This is a genomic window from Pedobacter sp. NJ-S-72 (assembly GCF_053890575.1).
This window is the reverse complement of the sequence record NZ_CM132681.1, coordinates 2,448,019-2,467,972: the sequence shown is the minus strand read 5'-3', so window position 1 is coordinate 2,467,972 and position 19,954 is coordinate 2,448,019. Positions and strand designations below refer to the sequence as shown.

The window sequence follows — 19,954 nt, the reverse complement described above, 5'->3', positions numbered from 1 at the left end:
CCTGTCTTTATAAAAGACAGGTTGTTCAGGCTTAATCAATCATTATACTTTCAATTGCTTTCTCCATCGCATAGTCCTTTACTTCCGGTACTTTTAGTCCTTCAGCGCGGAATACTGTCAGATCTGTCATGCCTAAAAAGCCGAGGAAGGCCTTCAGATAAGGAGCAACAAAGTCATTGGCTTTAGCGGGACCATGTGAATAGATGCCACCGGAAGACATTGCTACATAAACTTTTTTTCCTGTTACTTTTCCAACGGGACCATTTTCACCATACCCAAAAGTTATTCCCGCTCTGGTAATATGATCAATCCAGGCCTTTAAAACTGTAGGGATAGTAAAATTGATAAGCGGTGCACCAATCACAATGAGTCCGCGGCCAATAACTGTTTAACCATCTCGTCAGAAAAGCGAATAGATCCTTTTTCTTCTTCAGTCAGCTGATCTCCAGGAATAAAGAATGTACGAAGGGCAGCAGGGGTAAGATGTGGAATTTCGATATCGACCAGGTCTAATTCTTCCAGCGTACTATCCGGATATTTATCGTGGATTTTTTCGACGATAGCGTGGCCCAGTTTTAGGCTGTACGACTCTTTACCTTGTATGCTTGATTTTAAATGAAGGATATGTTTCATAATGAATTTATTTATAATCTTATCAGAAGTAAAAGTATGGTTACCAACTGATCAAATGTTAGTACTTACCCAAAGGAAAGCGGTTACATTGAGGTAAGTGATTATATTTGCTTGATGAAGATGATTGTAAATGAGCGCCTTCCGGATAATGAAGAATGCGCACACTCGCTCAAAAATGTACTTGACGCGCTGTATGTTATTAATGGGAAATGGAAGCTGGCTGTGATTCTTTGCCTGGTGCAATCGTCAAAGCGTTTTAACGAGCTACAGAATGAAATCACTGGTATATCCTCCAAGGTATTAGCTAAAGAACTAAAAGATTTGGAATTGAATGATTTTATCAGCCGTAACGTATATCCGACAACCCCGGTAAGCATTATTTATGAAGCTACTGAGTATAGCAGGACTCTGAAAAATGTGATAGGTGAATTAAGTGTCTGGGGTGAACAGCATAGGGAAAAGATTAAGCAGAGCATGCGGAAGCAATCTTGATTCTTGATGTTTGTATATTTTTGCAGATTTGGATAAATCCAGTCCATCAACGCGGCCCATTTTTGTACAAACAAAAGAAAATCAATTATGCGCGTATTTGTTACCGGAGCCACAGGCTTCTTTGGCTGGATGCCGCTCATTTATACAGGCTGGCATTGGAAAATGCTACTCCGGGCGTCCGCTATCGTTGCTGACCTTTAGGCCTGACCATCTTCCCGGATAAATTCTCACACAAAACAAACAAAGAGGGGAAGTGGGTGATGATATTCAGGACCAGTACTGAGATCATCAGCTTCAGTTTTACCCTATCGGATTGGTCATTGTAAAAGTCACATTTCCCCTGCGCCCATTTGAGCCATCGGAACCGGGACGACCATCCTGTCCATTTGGACCAGTATTTCCATTCGGGTTTCCACTGCCTCCACTACCCCCTGTGCCACCTTTGCCGGACTTACCTCCGGACCCACCTTTACCCGGGGTACTAGATGCTTTAATCAGGTTTAGAAATGGTGTAACGGCAGGCGAATAATTAATAGTAATGTTTCCACCATTACCGCCTCCATCGCCGTCCTGTCCGTTTGAACCGTTCTGACCGTTTCCGCCATCTCCACCCGGTCCGGTTACCATGTTGGTAGTGGTGGTAGTTGTTCCGTCGCTATTGATTGTAGTTACTATATTTGTCGAAACCGTTCCAGACGATCCCGGCGTACCCGCAGAACCATCCGTACCGTTTACACCGTCACTGCCATTTCCATTTCCACTTTTACTTGAAATAGCAATCGAACCTCCATTTGTATTAACCCAATAATTATAGGTTTTATTGGTAGCCTCATTTTTTATCTTAATTTTCAGCAATTGAGCATTGATGACCGGATCGTGATAAATATCTGCCGTAACATTTAAATCATACCCTCTTCCGCCCGATTGTATATTGAATTGATAGTTTGCAACATAATCAAGTAAAACGTTAAGCGTATCAGTTATAGCAGTGTTTTTTAGCTAATAAAGTTATCAACTGTATTTTATTGTTTTTAATTTTGGTTGGGTCTTTATCAATTTTCAAATCGCTTTTTGATTTTGAAATATGAGCACCATTAAATAGGAAAACAAAATCTTTTAAATTTTTTTTAGCCGGGGTCCATTTGTCAATAAACATTTTGTTGTCAAAGTACTCTCGTATACCAAACTGAACATGGTCACCAGGTGCTTTCGGAAAATTCTCCGGGGTTAAAATATTTATATTGGTTTCATAATTATATGGTATTTTTTGCATGAATAACCACTTATCCTTCCCGCCTAAAAACAATTTTTTTGTGTAGACATTAATTGTTAGTGAATCACCTTTTTTATATACTTTTCCACTTCCTTTTATTTTAATTTTTCCATTTGAGTAAGTGCCGCTGTCTACTTCTATTTTATATTTCGACCAATTATCAAGGCCATTTAAAAAACCTTTGGTTTGTGACTTTTGCCCCTTATCGGATATGGCTAAGATACCTATAGGCAACAAATTACCTTTTATGCGTAATACTCCCGGGGCATATTCAAGAAGATATTTTTGCGTGTCTGTTTTTGCGTGGCCAGGAGGCGATTGAGCAATTGCCGGCAAACACCAAATTAAAGAGACAAGAATTGTAATATAGAATTTCATAGATATTGATAACGCTAACTAACCTTTGCTAAAACTAAGATAAACAAATGACAAAAATTTTAAGAGCCCATCTGATTTACGATATTTTGTCTGGATTTACCCCCAAAATTGTCGTTTTTACACAGTATTAAATTCCGAAATGGTTGTCATCTTTATATTGTCAATAAATTCAAAATAATTTAAATAACGTTTTATGAAAAAAGTATTTATAGGATCTGATTTCCTCAAACTGGTATTAATAATTGCTATGTTTTTTATTACAGTATTTCAGTCTAATGGACAACAGCGTAAACCCGCTGACAGTGGCTATGTACCTGTCAATGGCATTAAAGTTTATTACGAGGTATATGGTGAGGGGAAGCCTATCATTTTACTCCATGGTGCTTTTATGACCATTGAGATGAACTGGGGACAATTAATACCTGAATTGTCAAAAACAAGAAAAGTAATTGCTATTGAATTGCAGGGACATGGGCATACACCGTTCTCAGAAAGAAAATTGGACTATTCTACCCTGGCAAGTGATGTGGAAGGAGTAATGAATTACTTAAAAGTTGATAGTGCAGCTATTACAGGTTATAGTTTTGGTGGCTGCGTGCTTACCAGTTGGCAATACAAAACCCTAAACGGGTAACAAAATTAGTGATCATTTCATCTACTTATAAAAGTAGTGGTTGGATGCCCGAAGTAACTAGTGCGTTTAAAAGTATGAAGCCTGAATTATTTGCGAATAGTCCTATGAAAACGGAATATGATGCAGTAGCACCAGACAAAACAAAATGGACAAAGTTTCTGGAACAGATGATCGCTTTTAATCATGTAGCATTCAACATGGGTGAAAAAAATATTGCGAAAATCACCCCGCCTGTATTACTGATCTCAGGTGACAATGATGGCCTGGATAAAATTGAGCTGATAAAAACATATCAACTATTGGGAGGTGCTGTATGTGCTGATTTTGGAGTGATGCCAAAATCGCAATTGGCCATTGTTCCTTCGCAGGGACATGTCAGCCTGATGATGCAGACTAAAAAAATATTGGGCTATCTGGATAGTTTTTTAAAGTAACAACCCCGGACACTTGTATAATTAATCTTGAGATAGTCATCTGGGGTTGGTTATGCTCTATAATATTATGGGAAAGGGGGGCTAATCCATTAGGCTCATCTCTTTAATGGGATCAAAAAGTCAAGATCTCTGGCATATTCCCATTTTTTTTTCTCTTCGTTTAATGAATAGAATTTTACCAAATTTCCTGTCCTTAGTCCGACGTACTTTTTATCATACGTAAATACCTCATCTGCTTTAACCGGAAGGGGGAAATCATATTCAAACAGATGTTTGTAATACAGGCCTTCTTTAATACCTCTTTCTTTACCATAAAACTGAAGGATATTGTTAGTTTGTACCAATAAACCGAAACTATGGTCACCGTTCCCGTCATACATCAAGACATGAGTAAAAGGATCAGGAATACGGAACGTATTATTCTCAGATATATCAAAAGGCTTAAATGGATGATCAAAATCTGTAATCACCAATTGATTGTTACAAACAGCTACTAATGCAAATGTTGATGTTGAAAGCAAATAAATAAATTGATACTTTTTATCTTTTGGAATAGAATAAACAATTGCTGTGTCTTTAACCCTCATATCATAACCCTGAAGCCTGATCACGCTGTCACTTATCAGCGCATACATATTTTCGCTGGCAATAATTTGTTTGGTTCCGGCAGTAATTTTAATTATTGGCAACGAGGGATGGGCACCAGGAGTTGTTTCTGCCCATTCTATACTGTTTACCCAGGAGTCTTTAAGCATTGTTTTATTGGTAGGGGCAGAGTTTTTACCCGGTTGAAAAAAAACGACATTATCCCCTTGCACCACACCCAGATAGTTTTTATGTGGTACCATTTTTTGTATTGGCTGTGCCTGTAAATGAATAGCAGAACACAATGCAAATATTACAATGACCAAACTATACTTTGATTCCATTCTATAGAATTATGTCTGTCAAATATATAATTAAAAATCTCACTAATTGGGAGTTTTGGACCTAAGGGCCATTACCGGATTTTTTAAACTCACATAATTTATCTGGAGGCATAACGGTAGATGAAATACCAGGTTATCAATATTTGATATAGAATTACAGAAGGCAATATAAAAGGATATTGTGCGATGGGATCGAGCATACTGCCGCTTCCAAACATAAGGGGAAGGTCCAGGAATGTAAATAAAATCACCGGAATGATTGCGCAGTAGCTATCAGGGAAACCGATAAAGTATGTGCATTTATCCCATTTTCACAAAGATCATGTCGTTGGAATTTCAGAATTAGTTGGAAAAGGTGTTTTAATAATCTGTACCCCTGAAACGGCGGATCCAGTAAGGAATCTGATTCAATGAACAAGTCATCGGCCCGGATTTTCTGCAAATAACCAACAACCAGTCTTATTATCGGCGGTTTATTGTCAGCCTGAACTATCGCTTCGGTAAGCTGAAAGATGAAATAAAAAAGAATAAATGTGGTATTAAAAAGGATGATTTAGCAAATTAATTTGATAAATCATCCGGTCTCCCCTTGTTCAGCGGGGGAGAGGGGATTCTAATAGAACACCTGGAGGGGATTTTTAGTGCTTTGAGGCAGATTTTGGGTAAATAGTGTGACACTTCTTCCTAATCTTTTTTGTAGTTGGCGTTTGTAGCCTTTTAACTCTTTAGATGAAGTATATTCGCTGAATTAGTAATCATTCGAAAGTTTTGTATAACCTTAGTCGGTTCGACTCTGGCAAAGGGAGAGAATAGCCTTTTTGTTTTCATCCGTGCACGGATATATAAATAAGCCGTTGTCATAGAGATGATTCACTTACTTGTTGTTAACTAATAAGAGTTTAACGTTTTTTTTTTACAAAAAAACACCCTTTATTGAAACCATAAAAAACAATTAAAGACAACGAAATGATTTTATTTATCTTTAGTGCAAGGTTAGGCTGAAGTGCACTTATTTGCTCCCACTTCTGCAAGGCCAAAACCGTTAACAATAATGTTTTATGACAGACAATAAAGGAAAAAATATAATAAAGGATGTCATCATCGAAAAGGGGTCTGGAATTTCAGGGATTAACATTGTGTGTATATTTATGCAGTGCCAGAGGTTTTTCACACTCTCTGCCGTTGTGCGTCAGCTATGACTGAAACCTCAGAAAATAACACAGAGAAAAAATGAAAGCATTATTTACTGCAATCCGAGTAAAAGACACGAACAAAATAACAGAACTAATTACGAAAAAACCTGACCTTGTAAATTGTGTTGCTAAACAACCTCCAAAAAAGGACGATGGACAATCTCCGTTACAAATTGCATTTAAGGCAAGGAATTTTTGGGCAGCAAAGTACTTACTTGAAAAAGGAGTAGATGTAAATTTCATAGACGCTACATCAGTTAATGAATGGAAAATGCCAGTACTACACGATGCGATAATGGCAACAGTATCTTTGGCGAGATTTGAATTTGCTGTCGACCCGTGGAATGAAGAAAAAAAGCATCTTTATGAATTAAAGGGAGTAAAAGAACACTTCGACAAAACATTCTCTTTGCTGAAAATTATGGTTGAAAAAGGAGCAGATGTAAATTCTGTTGACAGTTATGGAAATTCTGTATTAATGCGTGCTTGTGCTGATGTTGAAAATCGTTGGATGGCTAAAGATAGATCTTTACCCAAAGAAACTATTTGGGACTTAAAACAAATTTTCGATTTGTTAATTTCTTCGGGTGCTGACGTTTATAGAACGACATCAACAAGAAAAGCAATTACGGAAATGAATAAAAGACTTTTGGAACAACTAAAAATTGAAATTTAGCCGAACGCACAACAAGGTATTGCCAAAAGCGTGGCTTAATGGCTTCGAATGGATTTTTTGTGCAAAACCCAAGTGTACTAGCTACTTCTTTGAAATTCTTACAAATACTTATTTTTAGGTAGTACCCAAGTGGTTGGCAATATGGGGGAAGAGGGGATTCTAATAGAACACCTTGAAGGTGTTTTTGCTGTTTTAAGGCAAATTTTAGATAATTAGTCTCTTTATAGAGAGAGTCAATTTGAAGAAGTATACTTTTGGGATAGATAAGATCTCTCATAAACCCCTTAATATCTGTATTATTCAAAGGAGCTATTCATTTTTATAATGTTGAATTTTGTTGAAATAGTGTCTTTTAACGAAATAGAGGTGCTTACCATTGGCAAACCAAAAGCTATAGACATTGTGCCATTTGAAACCTAATAAAAAGATTGGGAATGAAGATGGATCTTCTACTAATTTAGTAGTTGCACCATGTAAATAAGATAATGGAAGATCATCAAATTGACAATTCGCAAATACAGTTACAAGAAAATATTCCATTGACAGAAGAGGAAATAAAGCAAATGGAGACGGAACAAAAAGTATTCATGAGAGTCGCTGTAATTACGCTCATTGTTGGCATATTCTTTTTAGTAATCATTCCTGTTTTATCTGTAAATAAGGAAACTTTAGACGACCTGAAATATTATGATTATATCGCTTTCTCTTGCATTGGGTTAATGTTTTATTCTTCTTTTTGCTATTTCTTTGCGGGGTTAGTATATAGGTTAACGAGTGTAGTGATTAACCGTGACGAAACAGAGCATGCAGAATGCCTGACTTTTTTTGACCATTTAATAATGAAAAAATAAGGATTGAAGTTAAACAAGAGGATTATAATCGTTACAAAATTGGATCGAAAGTTATTGTTACTTATCTGAAATTTAGCAAGAAGGCTCTTGAAATTATAGGAATTTTCTAACTTACAAGCAAGATGAAGCCCGAAGGTTTCTGTCTAGGTGGTGATCTGTTATCAAAAATTACAAATTGGTAAAGACACCAGCCTTTAGATAAGTGATGTTAAAAAGAATTTAAATTCATAAAACACCGATAATGAGAGCGATAATAGTCATTTTAATTTGTGTAATACCCTTAGTCACAAGGGCTCAGAATAGGGTTACCATTCAAGGCAGGCTGAACAAACTTAGTGACTCAACAAAAGTATATTTGCAATACCCTGACACATCGGGTCTTATTTTTAAGGCAATTGATTCAACATTAATTATTAATGGTCAGTTTTCATTTTTGCTAAAAAACAATGTGCCCGAAGTGGTATTTCTTACTATTCGTCGTAAAAGTATAACATCGCCACCAGCCGATGACTCTGACCAGCTGGCGGTCTATCTTATGTCTTCCAGCTCACCTCTTCTGGTTGTATCAAATACACATAATATTAAAGATGCTACTGTGATAGGTTCTAAAAATAACACTGATGTTGTCAACTATAATAATCTGGTGAAGCCTCTACAAAAAGACAGTCAGGCTTTGCTTGCTAAATTCAAAGCAAGAGGCCCCGATGCTATTAAGGATACTCTATTTATGAAGGAGCTGATCAGTGAGAGAGATATTCAAAATAAAAGGTATTTGGACTTAGCTCTACTATTTATAAGGAGAAATTATAATTCTTACTGTGCACTTGGGATCTTGCAATCCTGTTTTTTACAGGGCGTAATAGATCACAACATTGCTGAATCAGAATTCAGTAAATTTTCATATGAATTAAAAAAAACTAACCTTGGGAAACAAATTTCTAAGGCAATCATAAATTCTAAAATTGAACCCCGTGGAGAAGGACCGCGCTGACCAGATACCACATTGCGCAGGGACATAATTTAAAAATGACATTTACTAAAAACAATTTCCCCGAAATAACATCCAGGCATTCCCACATTTTCACTTCGTTCATCAAAGGATTTGGGTGGCTGATGTCTGTATATGTACCCATTGCTTTGATAGTATCAACGATACTCGTTTTTAATTCAAGACATAGTTCAATCAGTTTGAAAATAGGAATGCTTGTACTGTCCTTACTGCTGGTGTGGTTTTTTGGATGGCTGATAGTAACGGAGCGAAAAAAAACGAAAAGTAATGTTACCAAAATAACGGTAGATAAAAATGGCATTAATTATTACAACGACATAGAACTGATTAAAACATTAAATTACGATGATTTGAAAATCCGTCCGCAGAATGAAAAATATGATGTATTTTTGAGCGAACTTGGAGAGGAGGGGCCTTTCATACTAAACTTTTATGTTTTGGATTCTGAATCTGGTAGGCTCCTGAGTAAACACCTTGTTTTTGATTCGAACGTTGTTATCACCAACAGTAACCAGCTTACCCGCCATTTCGTAACAGGTGTGTTATACTTTAGACCCGATTTGAAAATTGAACCTGGTGTATTAAATTTGTACCAATTGGAACGGGTTAAAAATGAAATACCGTACTAGCAATTTTCCTTAAAGAGCTTTTCACCCCCCCCCGACTGCTTTAAACCTGGTTGTTGCAGATCGTATCAGGGCTTCTGTTTTTACATTTGTTATTTGAAACAAGTCTTTAAGTGTATGGCTCGCTAAAAGTGACGAAGAACCACTTTGTAGCGGAATCGTGGCTTACTATGCAGCGGAATATCCAGTAAACATAGTTGTTTGCGTTTGCAGATGCAAACGTCACTGGAGAAGTAATATTTAAACAAAAGATTCGGAAACTTATTTTAACATTTCTTTTTAACCCCCTACTCCACAACTTTTGGCATTGATCCTTTAAAACAAAGTGTTCTAACCTAATCCCACTTTAATCGAAAAAATACTTTGAACACCTAGAATTCTTGAATTTGATTTTTATTCGATGATTTTAAACGGAATCCCATTTAGCGGAGGAAGAGGGATTCGAACCCTCGGTAAGTCTAATGAAATTAAAACTTATAAAGTTGCTGAGATTCTTGTTGTACCCATAACAGATTATTAGTTTATCTTGAATGATCAGATTGGCTCTTATTCTTTCTCTGTTATGGACTTTGGTAGCATCAATAAAAATGGTAAAGCTTTGGTATAATCTAGATAAGGATATTCCAAGCCCAATGCTCTTATATTATTGTAGTAAGTTTCATGCTCCGTATAATAATGTTTCTCAGACTGGATAAACCATGCTTTATTTCCAAGTTTTTGAGCAAGGAACCATTTTTCAAATAAGCGGGGGACTACGTCCATTACCATCGTTCCATGGATGGATTTTTACGAATAGAAGATGAATCATACTAGCAAAAAAGAAGGTCTCTGAGATAGTCAATTCATTACTGAGTAATGCTTCAAGATCTGCGTATAACTTGTCCATCTCAGAAGATACTTCAAAAGGTGAGGTTGCGATATATTCAATTCGCCCATCTTTTGTAGTCACAAACATATTCTGATTTCTAAATTTGCCCAGCCAGTTTGTAGATACAATATGTCTGGCTAAAAGTGTGTGCATCTCTGCAAAGGTTTCTTTATCCGGTCTATTTTCCGAGGCAAATTTATAAGCAAGGTATAGATCGTCTATTTTACGTGTATAATCAGGTTGAAATTCAATATGAAAACGCTTATGCTTTATGTAGGAGTCTAGTTCTATGGATTCTCCTTCAATTTTACTTGAATATACGGACGCTACTGATGTATAAAAGCTAAACTCATCTGTAGAAAGAGGAGCATCTCTCCAAATTTGTTAAATTCAGCTAATAACGTCTCTTCAGAAACAACCTTTTTGTAGTGTTCAAGTAGATCTTTAGGTATGAGTTGTAAGTCTATTTCCAACATGGTCTCCTCTAGTTAAATAAAGATAAACAAAAAAGCCTGCGAATCTTAAGATTGCAGGCTTTCTGTTTAATTCAGCGGAGGAAGAGGGATTCGAACCCTCGGTACCGTTGCCAGTACGACAGTTTAGCAAACTGTTCCTTTCGGCCACTCAGGCATCCCTCCGTTTAAATTTGTTACCCGTTTTCCGGGGTTGCAAATATAGTAATACAATCATTAAAACAAAAAAAAATTAAACATTTTGTAGGTAATCTATACGCACATGATAGATGCTCATAAGCATTGTCTTGAATATCAGCTTTATAGTTTCTATATCTTTTAACGTTAAATCGCAATTATCTAATTGGTTTTGTTCCAATTTGTAATTAATGATGCGTTCAACCAGATCATTTATGTTTTGAGCGTTCGGATTTTTGATACTTCTTGAGGCTGCTTCGACCGAATCGGCAAGCATTAATACCCCGGTTTCCTTAGAAAAAGGAATAGGACCAGGGTAACGGAAGATGTTTTCGTCCACAAATTTCTCTGGAGAATTTTTAAGGAAAGACTGATAAAAATAATCTACACGCGTATTTCCATGGTGCGTTCTGATAAAGTCAATCACACTTTCCGGTAACTGATGTCTCCGGGTAATTTCAATTCCCTTGTGCACATGCTTAATGATGATCTGCGCGCTTTGTTCATAAGGCAGTTTATCATGCGGGCTTAAAGTTGTATTCTGGTTCTCAATAAAGTATTGAGGGTTCTCAATTTTACCAATATCATGATACAAAGCACCAGCTCTTACCAATAATGAATTTCCACCGATCTTGAAGATCGCTGCCTCTGCTAAATTGGCTACTTGTAACGAGTGCTGGAAAGTACCCGGAGCTTTGAACGCTAGTTCTCTTAATAGCTTGTTATTTGTGTTCGTTAGCTCAATCAGGGCAACATCAGAAGTTATTCCGAATACACGCTCAAAAGCATAGATCAGCGGGTAAGCCAGTAAGGATAAAAGAACACTGATAATGAAAGGTACAAAGTTGATCCATTCAATCTCTTTAAATGAACCATCCCTTAATAACGCAATCCCTACAAAACAGATAAAGTAAGCTGTTAAGATAAATAGCGCAGATAATAGTAATTGTTCTCTTTTAATCAGGTTTCTGATACTATAGATCGCAACCATACCGGCAGTAACCTGATAGAATACGAATTCAAAACTATTAGGGACAAAGAAGCCTGCTATCAATATAACCAGTAAATGCAGGTACAATGCCAGACGTGTATCAAAAAGGATCCTGATTATGATCGGAACGATACAGAAAGGAATATAATAAAGACTTGGCATGTTCAGCTTAATAGACCAGGTCAGTGCTAGCAACAGCATGGTAATGATTAACAGCAATAATGATAATTGTCTGTTATCACACTAAAAATATCTTTTCTGAACATAGAAAGGAATACCATTAGCAGGCTCAGAATAAACCCTACCAGTAAGATCTGGCCAAGGTATACCAGTTTACTATCACCAATAGTTTTAGTTTGCGCTTCGTAAGTCTCTTTGAAGGATTGAAGCTTCTGGAAAACCTCATCATCAATCACATTGTTTTTAGCGATGATCAGTTCTCCTTTTTGTACCATTCCACGAGTCGTAGAAAGGCTGTTTATGGTATTGTTCTGGACAATTGCAGTGAGTTTTTCATCGAAAACAATATTGGGCTGCAAGTGGTCTTCAACAAGATTCATGACCACCTCCTTTTCTTTTACTTTGGTAGAGGTAAAGGTCGTATTGAAATAATCTAACGCAGTTTGTACAGTAAAAACATCCTGTGTGCTGATCGTTTTCGTGATATTATTGTTGAGTAGTGATATGTCGTAATATTTCCGGCCTTTCTGGTGCTTAGGGTTAATCGCAATAATCCCTTTCTCATAAATGCTTTTTTTAATAATTTTAATGAAGCAATTTTATTAGGATTTTTCTCTTCCTCAGGAAAAGCATTTCCCCGCCACTTTACATCAAATTCATTCATGTAAGCTTCCTCAACAGCAGTATATAATTCTGGACTATATCTGTATATAGGAAGGACATTCTCGAGGGCATCCTGTTTATCGGTAGTTACCTGTGGATTAGTTTTTAGAATTGCAAAGCTAAAAGGAGAAACAAGGTCTTTATTTAACCATACTTTACCTTTCTGAAATTCATACCTGAAACGCGGTTGTTTAGGTAAAAAGAACGTAATGATAAGTACAGTAAGCACCATCATAATATATTTAATATTAGAGGAATACTTTCTGTAAAGGATTTTATGTGAATTCTTTTTGATTTTAGCCAAAACGGTGAGGATTTTTATTGTACAAAAATAAGATTTTTTAATGAATATGACCGTGTTACCAATTATTACAGGATTACCCTGGATTACATATGTCTTATTATAACTATTTTTGATGAAAATTTTAACTATGCAGCAAAGTGTTCTGATTATTGATGATGAAAAAAAGATATGCAGTCTTTTGGCGAGAATTATAGAACTGGAAGGATTTACTGTGTTCCAGGCCAATACAGGCAAGGAAGGCCTTAAAGTCCTGGCAACGCAAGAAGTTCATGTGGTTATCAGTGATGTAAAACTACCGGATATCAATGGTGTAGAACTGGTTAAACAAATCAAAGAAATAAAACCATATGCAGAGGTTATCAATCTGACTGCTTTTGGAACTATTCAGGATGGGGTGAAAGCCATGCGGAATGGCGCATTTGATTATATTACTAAAGGAGATGATAACGATAAGATCATCCCACTGGTCTATAAGGCTATGGATAAGGCGAAACTGCAATACCGGGTCTTTGAGCTGGAATCTAAAATACAGAAACAATACGATTTTACATCTATACTAGGGCAGTCTAAACCTATTTTGGCCGCTATCGATCTTGATCTTGCCCGAAAAGTTGCGCCAACTGATACTACTGTATTGTTATTAGGAGAAACAGGGACGGGTAAGGAAGTTTTTGCACAGGCTATTCACTTTGAAAGCCAGCGAAAAGTAAAACCCTTTGTCGCTTTAAACTGCAGTGGTTTTAATCCTGATCTGCTTGAAAGTGAATTGTTTGGTTATAAGCAAGGTGCTTTTACCGGTGCTCAGAAAGATAAAAAGGGTTTGTTACAGGAAGCTAATGAAGGAACCCTGTTTCTGGATGAAATTGGTGAAATGAACCTCGATTTACAGGCTAAATTATTACGTGTACTTGAAAATCAAACTTTTATTAAAGTAGGGGATACACAAACCACGAAAGTAAATGTCCGTATTATAGCCGCAACTAACAGAGATTTGAAAACGGAAGCGGAGGAAGGCCGTTTCAGGCTGGATTTATTTTACAGGTTATCTGTTTTCTCTATAGAACTCCCTTCTTTAAATGAAAGAAAAGGGGATGTGCTGCTCATCGCTAAACATTATCTGAAACAATTTGCGGCTAAAGTAAATAAGCCTGATTTTACGATGGATGAACAGTTTAGTACTGATCTGCTTAATCACGTTTGGAAAGGGAATATAAGAGAACTGAAAAACGTGATAGAAAGGGTGGTTATTTTGTCTGATGGACAGTCGCTTAGTGCCAGCCTTCTTCCTTATGAATTTCATCATGGGGCTGTCGAAGGAGATGGAATGAAAATGGAAACTATCGAAAAAATGCATATTATTAAAGTATTAAAATATACTGGTAATAATAAAAAACTGAAACTTCGCGTTTATTAGGTATTGGGTTAACAACTCTTTATCGTAAACTGGAAGAATATCATATTTCCTAAAATCTATTTTATAGAATGATACTTGAACAAGCGACATTAAATGTTTTAAAAGGCCAGACAGATGAATTTGAACTTGCCTTTAAGCAAGCGCAGAAGATAATCTCCGGAATGCCGGGCTACATTAACCATGAACTTCAACGAACGATGTATAGAAAATCCTGATCAGTACCTTTTGTTAGTGAGATGGGAAACACTGGAAGATCATACCATTGGATTCAGAGGATCAGATGAATACTTGAAATGGAAAGAACTGCTTCATCATTTTTATGATCCTTTTCCGAAAGTGGAACATTATACTCAGCTCTTTTAAAATATAATCTATGGAAAATTCTCAAGAACAGCATGCTTACCCAATCGGACGTTATGTGCCTGCTGAAACCTATACTCCGCAATTACTTACTTCATGGATAGGCTCTATCAAGTCTCTTCCTTTGTTACTGGATTATTGTATCGAAAATCTGGACGAAGCACAGTTGAATGTCCCTTACAGAGAGGGAGGCTGGAATACGATACAGGTAATTCATCATATAGCTGATAGTCATATGAATGCTTATATCAGATTAAAACTGACACTGACCGAAGACCGCCCGACGATTAAACCTTACGAAGAGCAATTATGGGCAGAGTTACCTGATGTTACTGATGTACCTTTGAATGTCTCTATTACGCTTGTTCATGCTTTACACCGTCGCTGGACTTCTTTGCTGCTGCAAATGACAGACGAGGACTGGACCCGTGAATATTATCATCCTGTTTATAACACCTATGTTCCGTTATGGCAAATGACAAATTTGTACAACTGGCATGGTAAACACCATGCTGAGCAGATCTTATCATTGCGTAAGCGAAAAGGCTGGTAAATAATTGCGGGTGTAAACCCGCATTCTAATATTGCCCCCTAAATCTGCGGATAAATCAAAAGTTTGGTCTGTGATTCAAAAAGATGTTCAAGCTTACGCTGCGTATAAGTCAGTGAAAGCAGGTAAGTCGTCTCCAGTTTCCTGTCTAAGACTACAATCATAAAGTCATCAGGCATTATTTTTTGCTTCAATATCCTCCAGTCTTTCCAGATTTCAGTAGCATCAAATTTAAATATAACATTGGATTTTATACTTTTTAACGCATGTTCGATATGTTGTTGTTTTTTGATTGATCACAAAAACAATTAACTGATAAACTCAGCTCAGTACTCAGTTTACATACTTTAGCCAGCCATACCATCATATTTTTCTCCATCAAATATGCCGGAGGGCAAACTAATTGTATCCCTGTATGTACAGTGATTGGTTTATTGAGATGCAGAATAAATAAATTAGCTGGTGATTTTTCTATCAGTGCAGCAGATTTATCGCCTAAAAACTTATCAATAACTGTTGACTTTCTTGGCCACCCGGTAATGATAATATTGGCAGATTTTTCTTTTGCAATACGAAGTACACCACTCGATATATTGTGATCTAATGTAGCAATCACTTTTACCAAAGTATCATTTCCAGAGGCGTACTTTACAGAATCATTTAATTTTTTACGGGCGATCAGTAAATTGGCCTGTGCATTATCACTATCAGGAACTACCGAAAGAAGGCTTATCGGCCGTTCGGAATCTTTATCTTTAAATAAGACAGCAAGATCCAGCATGGTCTCCATATGTGTTGAAATCGGCAATAGGAATCAGGATGTTTTCCATGTTTTTTATAGGCTCTGGTCCGCTAATCTCTTCCTCAGATACAATATTCCGGCTGGCTTTCTCGGTCGCAAAAGAAGCAAAGACACAGGTAATCAAAATAAGGATGATTGTTCCGTTAAGAATGTTATCATCGATAATTTTAGCCTGGTAACCTACGAGTATAATCGCTAGTGTTGCCGCTGCATGAGCACTGCTCAGTCCAAAAATGAGCAACCGCTGATTCTTAGTGTATTTGAAAATCCATTGTGTTAAAGTAGCTGAGAAGTACTTTCCTAAAATAGCTACCAAAGTTAGCGCACCTGCAACTACCAATGCCTCAGGCCCCCTGAACAATACACGCAGGTCAACAAGCATACCTACACTGATCAGGAAAAACGGAATAAACAAAGCATTACCAACAAATTCAATTCTGTTCATCAGAATTGAAGAGTGGGGGATCAGTCTGTTTAAAGCGAGTCCGTCCGGCTACGAAAGCTCCGATAATAGGTTCGATACCAGCAAGCTGCGCTAAGAAAGCTGAAAAGAAGACGACAGATAAGACGAAAATATAATGGGAAGTTTTCTCACTTTCCAGTTTAGTGAAAAACCACTTGGCGATTTTTGGGATTACTATAAATACAGTCGCTGTGAAAATGGTAAGTGATATAGCCAGTTGTATCCAGAAAGAACTATTCAGTTCACCTTCCACAGAGCCCATAATCACTGCCAGAATAATCAGTACCGCAGTATCGGTCAGAATTGTTCCTCCAACGGTTACTGCTACCGCTTCATTTTTAGCAATCCCAAATTTATTGACAATAGGGTAGGCGACTAAAGTATGTGTAGCAAACATACTCGCTGTTAAAATCGAAGTTAGTAGAGAATAATGCAGCAGATAATAACAGACCGGGAAACCAATAATAATCGGCACAGCAAAGGTCAGAAACCCAAATATAAAACTCTTATGTTTTTCTTCTTCTTAAACTCCGCAAGATCAAGTTCAATACCGGCAATAAACATGATATATAATAAGCCTATTGTCGCAAAAAGCTCTATTGCTGAATTCTTTTTAAGGATATTGAAGCCATTTGGGCCAATCAGTATCCCTGCAATGATAAATCCTACAATACCGGGTATTTTTATCTTTCCCAGTAAAATCGGGGCAATTAATATGATAAAAAGTAATAATGAAAATATCAGTACCGGGTTCGTAAATGGAAGCTGGAACTGCTTCGTAATATGGTCAAAAATGTTTGTGTGCATATATTCATTATGAATTTATTTTACCAATTTGTTAACTACCTTATTTAAGGTTAGTCCCTGCACGATAATCGAAAATATAACGATGATGTAACTGGCAGAGACAATCAATGGTTTATACGGTGAATCGGGTAAAGATAAAGCAAGTGCAACAGAAATACCTCCTCTTAAACCTGCCCAGATCAAAATTCCTAACCTGTTATAATCAGTTTTCAGAGATCTTTTCATCAAAATTGTCGGCGCAGCAATACTCAGGCCCCTTGCGATTAGCACAAAAACAACGGAGAGTAAACTAATCAGCCAATAGTTTTTAAAGAAAGGAATTACTACAATCTGTAAACCGATCATCACAAATAAAATCGTATTCAGCAGATCATCAATCAGTCCCCAAACCTTATCTAATATGTCTTTAAGATGGACTGTATTTGCATTTTCTCCTAATTTCATATTGCTCAGCATGAGTCCTGCGGTAACGGCTGCCAGCGGAATCGATACATGAAGTAATCCACCAACTACAGAAATCCCCATCACCATGGATAAGGTTATCATAATTATAGTTTGCAGCTCGTCAACTTTTTTTACCAGTCTGGTACAGAAATAACCGGAAGCAACACCCAGTAAAATTCCGCCAAATACTTCCTGTGCAAATAATAAGGAGGAGTGCGACCAGGAAAAAGCCATGCCTGTATTTTCTGTTAACTCCCTTAAGGTGACGAATAAAAGAATACCCACACACATTAAATAAATAAAGATTCACCGCCAATGATAGTTTCCAGCGAAGGAGGTATTTTTGATTTCTTTAAAACTGATAATACAGCGACAGGGTCGGTAGGAGAGATCAGAGCTCCAAAAAGGAAACAATACATCAGTGGGATTTCTACATGGAGAAAAGACGCAGTCCAGTAAAAAAGAAAACCGAATATTGTTGTACAGCCTATTACGCCGACGGTACTCAATATGAGTACTGGTCTTTTTTGTGCCTTAAGTTTCTCAAAATCAAAATGTAATGCACTGGCAAAAAGTAAAAATGCCAGCATGACATCCAACAGGGTTTTAGTGAAGTCTATACTTGAAGTAAGTTCTGATATGAAATTATAAACTGACGGAAAAGTCTTTCCAGTAATCATAATGACTACTGAAAGGCTAATCGCAATCACCATGATACCTATCGTACCTGGTAATTTAACATAGCGGTGATTCAGGTAAGAAATGAGCGCGCTGATAGTTACCCAAATGGTAATCGTAGTAAAAGTATCCATTAATTAAATTAGGGTTTTCCTCTATTTATTGTTTTTTAAACAACAAAATAGGTTAAATTGTTCATTCCCGTTAACAGAATATTAAGGCTTTTCTGAAAAAAACAATTAATTTAGGCAACGCACGAGGTTGACTAAATCAATAATTGACACGTGTTATTGAGCAAACGCTTATTACAAAAATAAATAAGATGCAATATTCAAAACTTGGAAAATCTGATCTGGAAATAAGCAAAATTGGGTTCGGCTGTATGTCTTTATCTGGAAACACCAGGGACAATGAGCTGATTATTGAGAAAGCACTGGATCTTGGGATCAATTATTTTGATACAGCAGACCTTTATGAACATGGTGAAAACGAAGTCAAAATAGGCGCTCTTTTAAAATCAAAAAGAGATCAGGTTATTATCGCCACCAAAGTTGGAAATCAGCACAGGACAGATGGAAATGGCTGGGACTGGAACCCGAAAAAAGAGTATATCTTATCTGCGATAGAAGGAAGTCTGAAAAGACTGCAAACAGATCATATTGATCTTTATCAATTACACGGAGGAACTATTGAAGATCCGATTGATGAAACAATTGAAGCCTTTGAAATTTTAAAACAGCAAGGGAAAATCAGACATTACGGTATTTCATCTATCCGGCCAAATGTAATCCGTGAATACGTTCAGCGGTCTGAGGTCGTTAGTGTAATGATGCAGTATAGCTTGCTGGACAGAAGGCCGGAAGAAGAATGTCTGGACTTGCTTAAAAACAATAGCATTGGCGTTTTAGGACGCGGAAGTATAGCACAAGGATTATTAGTTGATAAACCAGCTGCCCCTTATTTAAACTTTACAGCAGCAGAAGTTGCTCATGCGGCAGAAATTATTCGTTCTATAACCAGTAGAAATGGTTCTCCTGCACAGACTGCTATTCGTTTTGTTTTACAGCATCAGGCTTTAAACAGTGCTGTTATGGGAATAAAACGCTTGCACAATTAGAAGATATTGCAGCTGCAGCTGATTTTCCACAGCTTACGCCACAAGAAATGGATTTACTGTTACGAGTATCACCTACACAATTTTATACAGCACACAGATAACATGAAACTATCATTCGGAACAGAAGTTAATCATCAGCCTAATTATTTTTTAGAGAAAATATGGAAAGGTTTACTACTAGGTCCTGGTGATCTTGAAGGGAGTTATCAGGATTATCAGCGTCGTCACCTTGAGAAATTTGGTAAATGCTGGGATGGAGATACTTTCGGGGAGTTTCTGGAAGCAAAAATCCATACGATCCGCAGAGACTTAGATAACGAATGGAGAGCCGGTATGGAAATCCAATTGGTTATTAATTTAAATTCAACTGATGAATTTCAATTTGCACCCATATTAAGATGTCAGTCTGTTCAAAGGATACAGATTGATTACTCCAATTTAATTAATGATGACGGGCCTGCTGTTTTTATAAATTACGAATTGATTGAGACAAAGAAACATTGGTACGTCTGGTAATTAATGATGGTTTTGCAAC

General features: G+C 36.9%; 26 protein-coding genes, 1 tRNA gene and 2 pseudogenes. 13 read left to right on the top strand and 16 right to left on the bottom strand.

The window, feature by feature from the left end:
* Positions 1 to 31: 31 nt before the first annotated feature.
* A pseudogene (locus ACWYN3_RS16540) lies at positions 32 to 633 on the bottom strand (FMN-dependent NADH-azoreductase).
* Between the two features lie 114 nt (positions 634 to 747).
* Here ACWYN3_RS16540 and ACWYN3_RS16535 point away from each other — a divergent pair.
* Positions 748 to 1,125, top strand: coding sequence for a winged helix-turn-helix transcriptional regulator (locus ACWYN3_RS16535; protein ID WP_456222119.1), 378 nt, complete (start codon positions 748 to 750; stop codon positions 1,123 to 1,125).
* A gap of 300 nt (positions 1,126 to 1,425) precedes the next feature.
* Here ACWYN3_RS16535 and ACWYN3_RS16530 read toward each other — a convergent pair whose 3' ends face one another.
* Both ACWYN3_RS16530 and ACWYN3_RS16525 read right to left on the bottom strand, forming a co-directional pair.
* Positions 1,426 to 1,980, bottom strand: coding sequence for a hypothetical protein (locus ACWYN3_RS16530; protein ID WP_456222118.1), 555 nt, complete (start codon positions 1,978 to 1,980; stop codon positions 1,426 to 1,428).
* Between the two features lie 121 nt (positions 1,981 to 2,101).
* Positions 2,102 to 2,776 (bottom strand): hypothetical protein, encoded by a 675-nt coding sequence (locus ACWYN3_RS16525; RefSeq protein ID WP_456222117.1) that lies wholly within the window; start codon positions 2,774 to 2,776, stop codon positions 2,102 to 2,104.
* 193 nt (positions 2,777 to 2,969) lie between these two features.
* On the opposite strand from ACWYN3_RS16525, the gene ACWYN3_RS16520 reads away from it, so the two are divergent.
* Positions 2,970 to 3,410 carry an alpha/beta fold hydrolase gene (locus ACWYN3_RS16520; protein ID WP_456222116.1) on the top strand — a complete coding sequence of 147 codons (441 nt, stop codon included), beginning with the start codon at positions 2,970 to 2,972 and terminating at the stop codon, positions 3,408 to 3,410.
* Between the two features lie 8 nt (positions 3,411 to 3,418).
* Entirely contained in the window at positions 3,419 to 3,844 is a 426-nt protein-coding gene (locus ACWYN3_RS16515; protein ID WP_456222115.1) for an alpha/beta fold hydrolase, read from the top strand.
* Between the two features lie 95 nt (positions 3,845 to 3,939).
* Here the strand turns inward: ACWYN3_RS16515 and ACWYN3_RS16510 are convergent, their stop codons facing one another.
* Positions 3,940 to 4,773 carry a hypothetical protein gene (locus ACWYN3_RS16510; protein WP_456222114.1) on the bottom strand — a complete coding sequence of 278 codons (834 nt, stop codon included), beginning with the start codon at positions 4,771 to 4,773 and terminating at the stop codon, positions 3,940 to 3,942.
* Between the two features lie 1,230 nt (positions 4,774 to 6,003).
* Here ACWYN3_RS16510 and ACWYN3_RS16505 point away from each other — a divergent pair.
* From ACWYN3_RS16505 to ACWYN3_RS16490, 4 genes are all read left to right on the top strand, one after another.
* Entirely contained in the window at positions 6,004 to 6,642 is a 639-nt protein-coding gene (locus tag ACWYN3_RS16505) for a hypothetical protein (protein ID WP_456222113.1), read from the top strand.
* 485 nt (positions 6,643 to 7,127) lie between these two features.
* Positions 7,128 to 7,493, top strand: a complete 366-nt coding sequence (locus tag ACWYN3_RS16500; RefSeq protein ID WP_456222112.1) for a hypothetical protein — start codon at positions 7,128 to 7,130, stop codon at positions 7,491 to 7,493.
* Between the two features lie 241 nt (positions 7,494 to 7,734).
* Complete coding sequence (locus tag ACWYN3_RS16495) at positions 7,735 to 8,484, top strand: DUF4369 domain-containing protein (protein ID WP_456222111.1); 750 nt, start codon at positions 7,735 to 7,737, stop codon at positions 8,482 to 8,484.
* Positions 8,485 to 8,519: 35 nt separating this feature from the next.
* Positions 8,520 to 9,131 carry a hypothetical protein gene (locus tag ACWYN3_RS16490; protein ID WP_456222110.1) on the top strand — a complete coding sequence of 204 codons (612 nt, stop codon included), beginning with the start codon at positions 8,520 to 8,522 and terminating at the stop codon, positions 9,129 to 9,131.
* A 733-nt stretch (positions 9,132 to 9,864) separates the two neighbouring features.
* Here ACWYN3_RS16490 and ACWYN3_RS16485 read toward each other — a convergent pair.
* From ACWYN3_RS16485 to ACWYN3_RS16465, 5 genes are all read right to left on the bottom strand, one after another.
* Positions 9,865 to 10,218, bottom strand: a complete 354-nt coding sequence (locus ACWYN3_RS16485; RefSeq protein WP_456223043.1) for a Fic family protein — start codon at positions 10,216 to 10,218, stop codon at positions 9,865 to 9,867.
* 329 nt (positions 10,219 to 10,547) lie between these two features.
* Positions 10,548 to 10,634: transfer RNA gene (locus ACWYN3_RS16480), tRNA-Ser, on the bottom strand.
* A gap of 67 nt (positions 10,635 to 10,701) precedes the next feature.
* Positions 10,702 to 11,838: an HD family phosphohydrolase gene (locus tag ACWYN3_RS16475; RefSeq protein ID WP_456222109.1), complete on the bottom strand. Its 1,137-nt coding sequence runs from the start codon at positions 11,836 to 11,838 to the stop codon at positions 10,702 to 10,704.
* Between the two features lie 8 nt (positions 11,839 to 11,846).
* Positions 11,847 to 12,290 carry a hypothetical protein gene (locus ACWYN3_RS16470; RefSeq protein ID WP_456223042.1) on the bottom strand — a complete coding sequence of 148 codons (444 nt, stop codon included), beginning with the start codon at positions 12,288 to 12,290 and terminating at the stop codon, positions 11,847 to 11,849.
* Entirely contained in the window at positions 12,251 to 12,715 is a 465-nt protein-coding gene (locus ACWYN3_RS16465) for a hypothetical protein (RefSeq protein ID WP_456222108.1), read from the bottom strand. The genes ACWYN3_RS16470 and ACWYN3_RS16465 overlap by 40 nt, the downstream gene beginning before the upstream one ends.
* Before the next feature lie 196 nt (positions 12,716 to 12,911).
* Here ACWYN3_RS16465 and ACWYN3_RS16460 point away from each other — a divergent pair.
* From ACWYN3_RS16460 to ACWYN3_RS16445, 4 genes and pseudogenes are all read left to right on the top strand, one after another.
* Positions 12,912 to 14,251 (top strand): annotated as a pseudogene (locus ACWYN3_RS16460) (sigma-54-dependent transcriptional regulator).
* A 15-nt stretch (positions 14,252 to 14,266) separates the two neighbouring features.
* Complete coding sequence (locus ACWYN3_RS16455; RefSeq protein WP_456222107.1) at positions 14,267 to 14,413, top strand: antibiotic biosynthesis monooxygenase family protein; 147 nt, start codon at positions 14,267 to 14,269, stop codon at positions 14,411 to 14,413.
* Positions 14,379 to 14,561, top strand: a complete 183-nt coding sequence (locus ACWYN3_RS16450) for an antibiotic biosynthesis monooxygenase family protein (RefSeq protein ID WP_456222106.1) — start codon at positions 14,379 to 14,381, stop codon at positions 14,559 to 14,561. Before ACWYN3_RS16455 ends, ACWYN3_RS16450 begins: the two co-directional genes overlap by 35 nt.
* A gap of 10 nt (positions 14,562 to 14,571) precedes the next feature.
* Positions 14,572 to 15,111: a YfiT family bacillithiol transferase gene (locus ACWYN3_RS16445; RefSeq protein ID WP_456222105.1), complete on the top strand. Its 540-nt coding sequence runs from the start codon at positions 14,572 to 14,574 to the stop codon at positions 15,109 to 15,111.
* 38 nt (positions 15,112 to 15,149) lie between these two features.
* Here ACWYN3_RS16445 and ACWYN3_RS16440 read toward each other — a convergent pair whose 3' ends face one another.
* The 7 genes from ACWYN3_RS16440 to ACWYN3_RS16410 form a co-directional block, all read right to left on the bottom strand.
* Positions 15,150 to 15,302, bottom strand: a complete 153-nt coding sequence (locus ACWYN3_RS16440; protein WP_456222104.1) for a hypothetical protein — start codon at positions 15,300 to 15,302, stop codon at positions 15,150 to 15,152.
* Between the two features lie 65 nt (positions 15,303 to 15,367).
* Positions 15,368 to 15,898, bottom strand: a complete 531-nt coding sequence (locus ACWYN3_RS16435; protein ID WP_456222103.1) for a universal stress protein — start codon at positions 15,896 to 15,898, stop codon at positions 15,368 to 15,370.
* The gene (locus ACWYN3_RS16430; RefSeq protein ID WP_456222102.1) at positions 15,864 to 16,355 is read right to left on the bottom strand and encodes a cation:proton antiporter; all 492 of its coding nucleotides are present in this window, start codon (positions 16,353 to 16,355) and stop codon (positions 15,864 to 15,866) included. The genes ACWYN3_RS16435 and ACWYN3_RS16430 overlap by 35 nt, the downstream gene beginning before the upstream one ends.
* A complete protein-coding gene (locus tag ACWYN3_RS16425) occupies positions 16,342 to 16,848 on the bottom strand; it encodes a cation:proton antiporter (protein WP_456222101.1) in 507 nt (168 codons plus the stop codon). Before ACWYN3_RS16425 ends, ACWYN3_RS16430 begins: the two co-directional genes overlap by 14 nt.
* Positions 16,849 to 16,856: 8 nt before the next feature.
* On the bottom strand, positions 16,857 to 17,180 hold the full coding sequence (locus ACWYN3_RS16420) for a cation:proton antiporter domain-containing protein (protein ID WP_456222100.1): 324 nt from the start codon (positions 17,178 to 17,180) through the stop codon (positions 16,857 to 16,859).
* A gap of 15 nt (positions 17,181 to 17,195) precedes the next feature.
* Positions 17,196 to 17,858, bottom strand: coding sequence for a cation:proton antiporter domain-containing protein (locus ACWYN3_RS16415; RefSeq protein ID WP_456222099.1), 663 nt, complete (start codon positions 17,856 to 17,858; stop codon positions 17,196 to 17,198).
* Between the two features lie 56 nt (positions 17,859 to 17,914).
* Positions 17,915 to 18,436, bottom strand: a complete 522-nt coding sequence (locus ACWYN3_RS16410) for a cation:proton antiporter domain-containing protein (protein WP_456222098.1) — start codon at positions 18,434 to 18,436, stop codon at positions 17,915 to 17,917.
* 188 nt (positions 18,437 to 18,624) lie between these two features.
* Here ACWYN3_RS16410 and ACWYN3_RS16405 point away from each other — a divergent pair, with 188 nt between their 5' ends.
* Together ACWYN3_RS16405 and ACWYN3_RS16400 are read left to right on the top strand one after the other, a co-directional pair.
* Positions 18,625 to 19,419 (top strand): aldo/keto reductase, encoded by a 795-nt coding sequence (locus ACWYN3_RS16405; protein WP_456222097.1) that lies wholly within the window; start codon positions 18,625 to 18,627, stop codon positions 19,417 to 19,419.
* A 102-nt stretch (positions 19,420 to 19,521) separates the two neighbouring features.
* A complete protein-coding gene (locus ACWYN3_RS16400; protein WP_456222096.1) occupies positions 19,522 to 19,935 on the top strand; it encodes a hypothetical protein in 414 nt (137 codons plus the stop codon).
* Positions 19,936 to 19,954 lie beyond the last annotated feature (19 nt).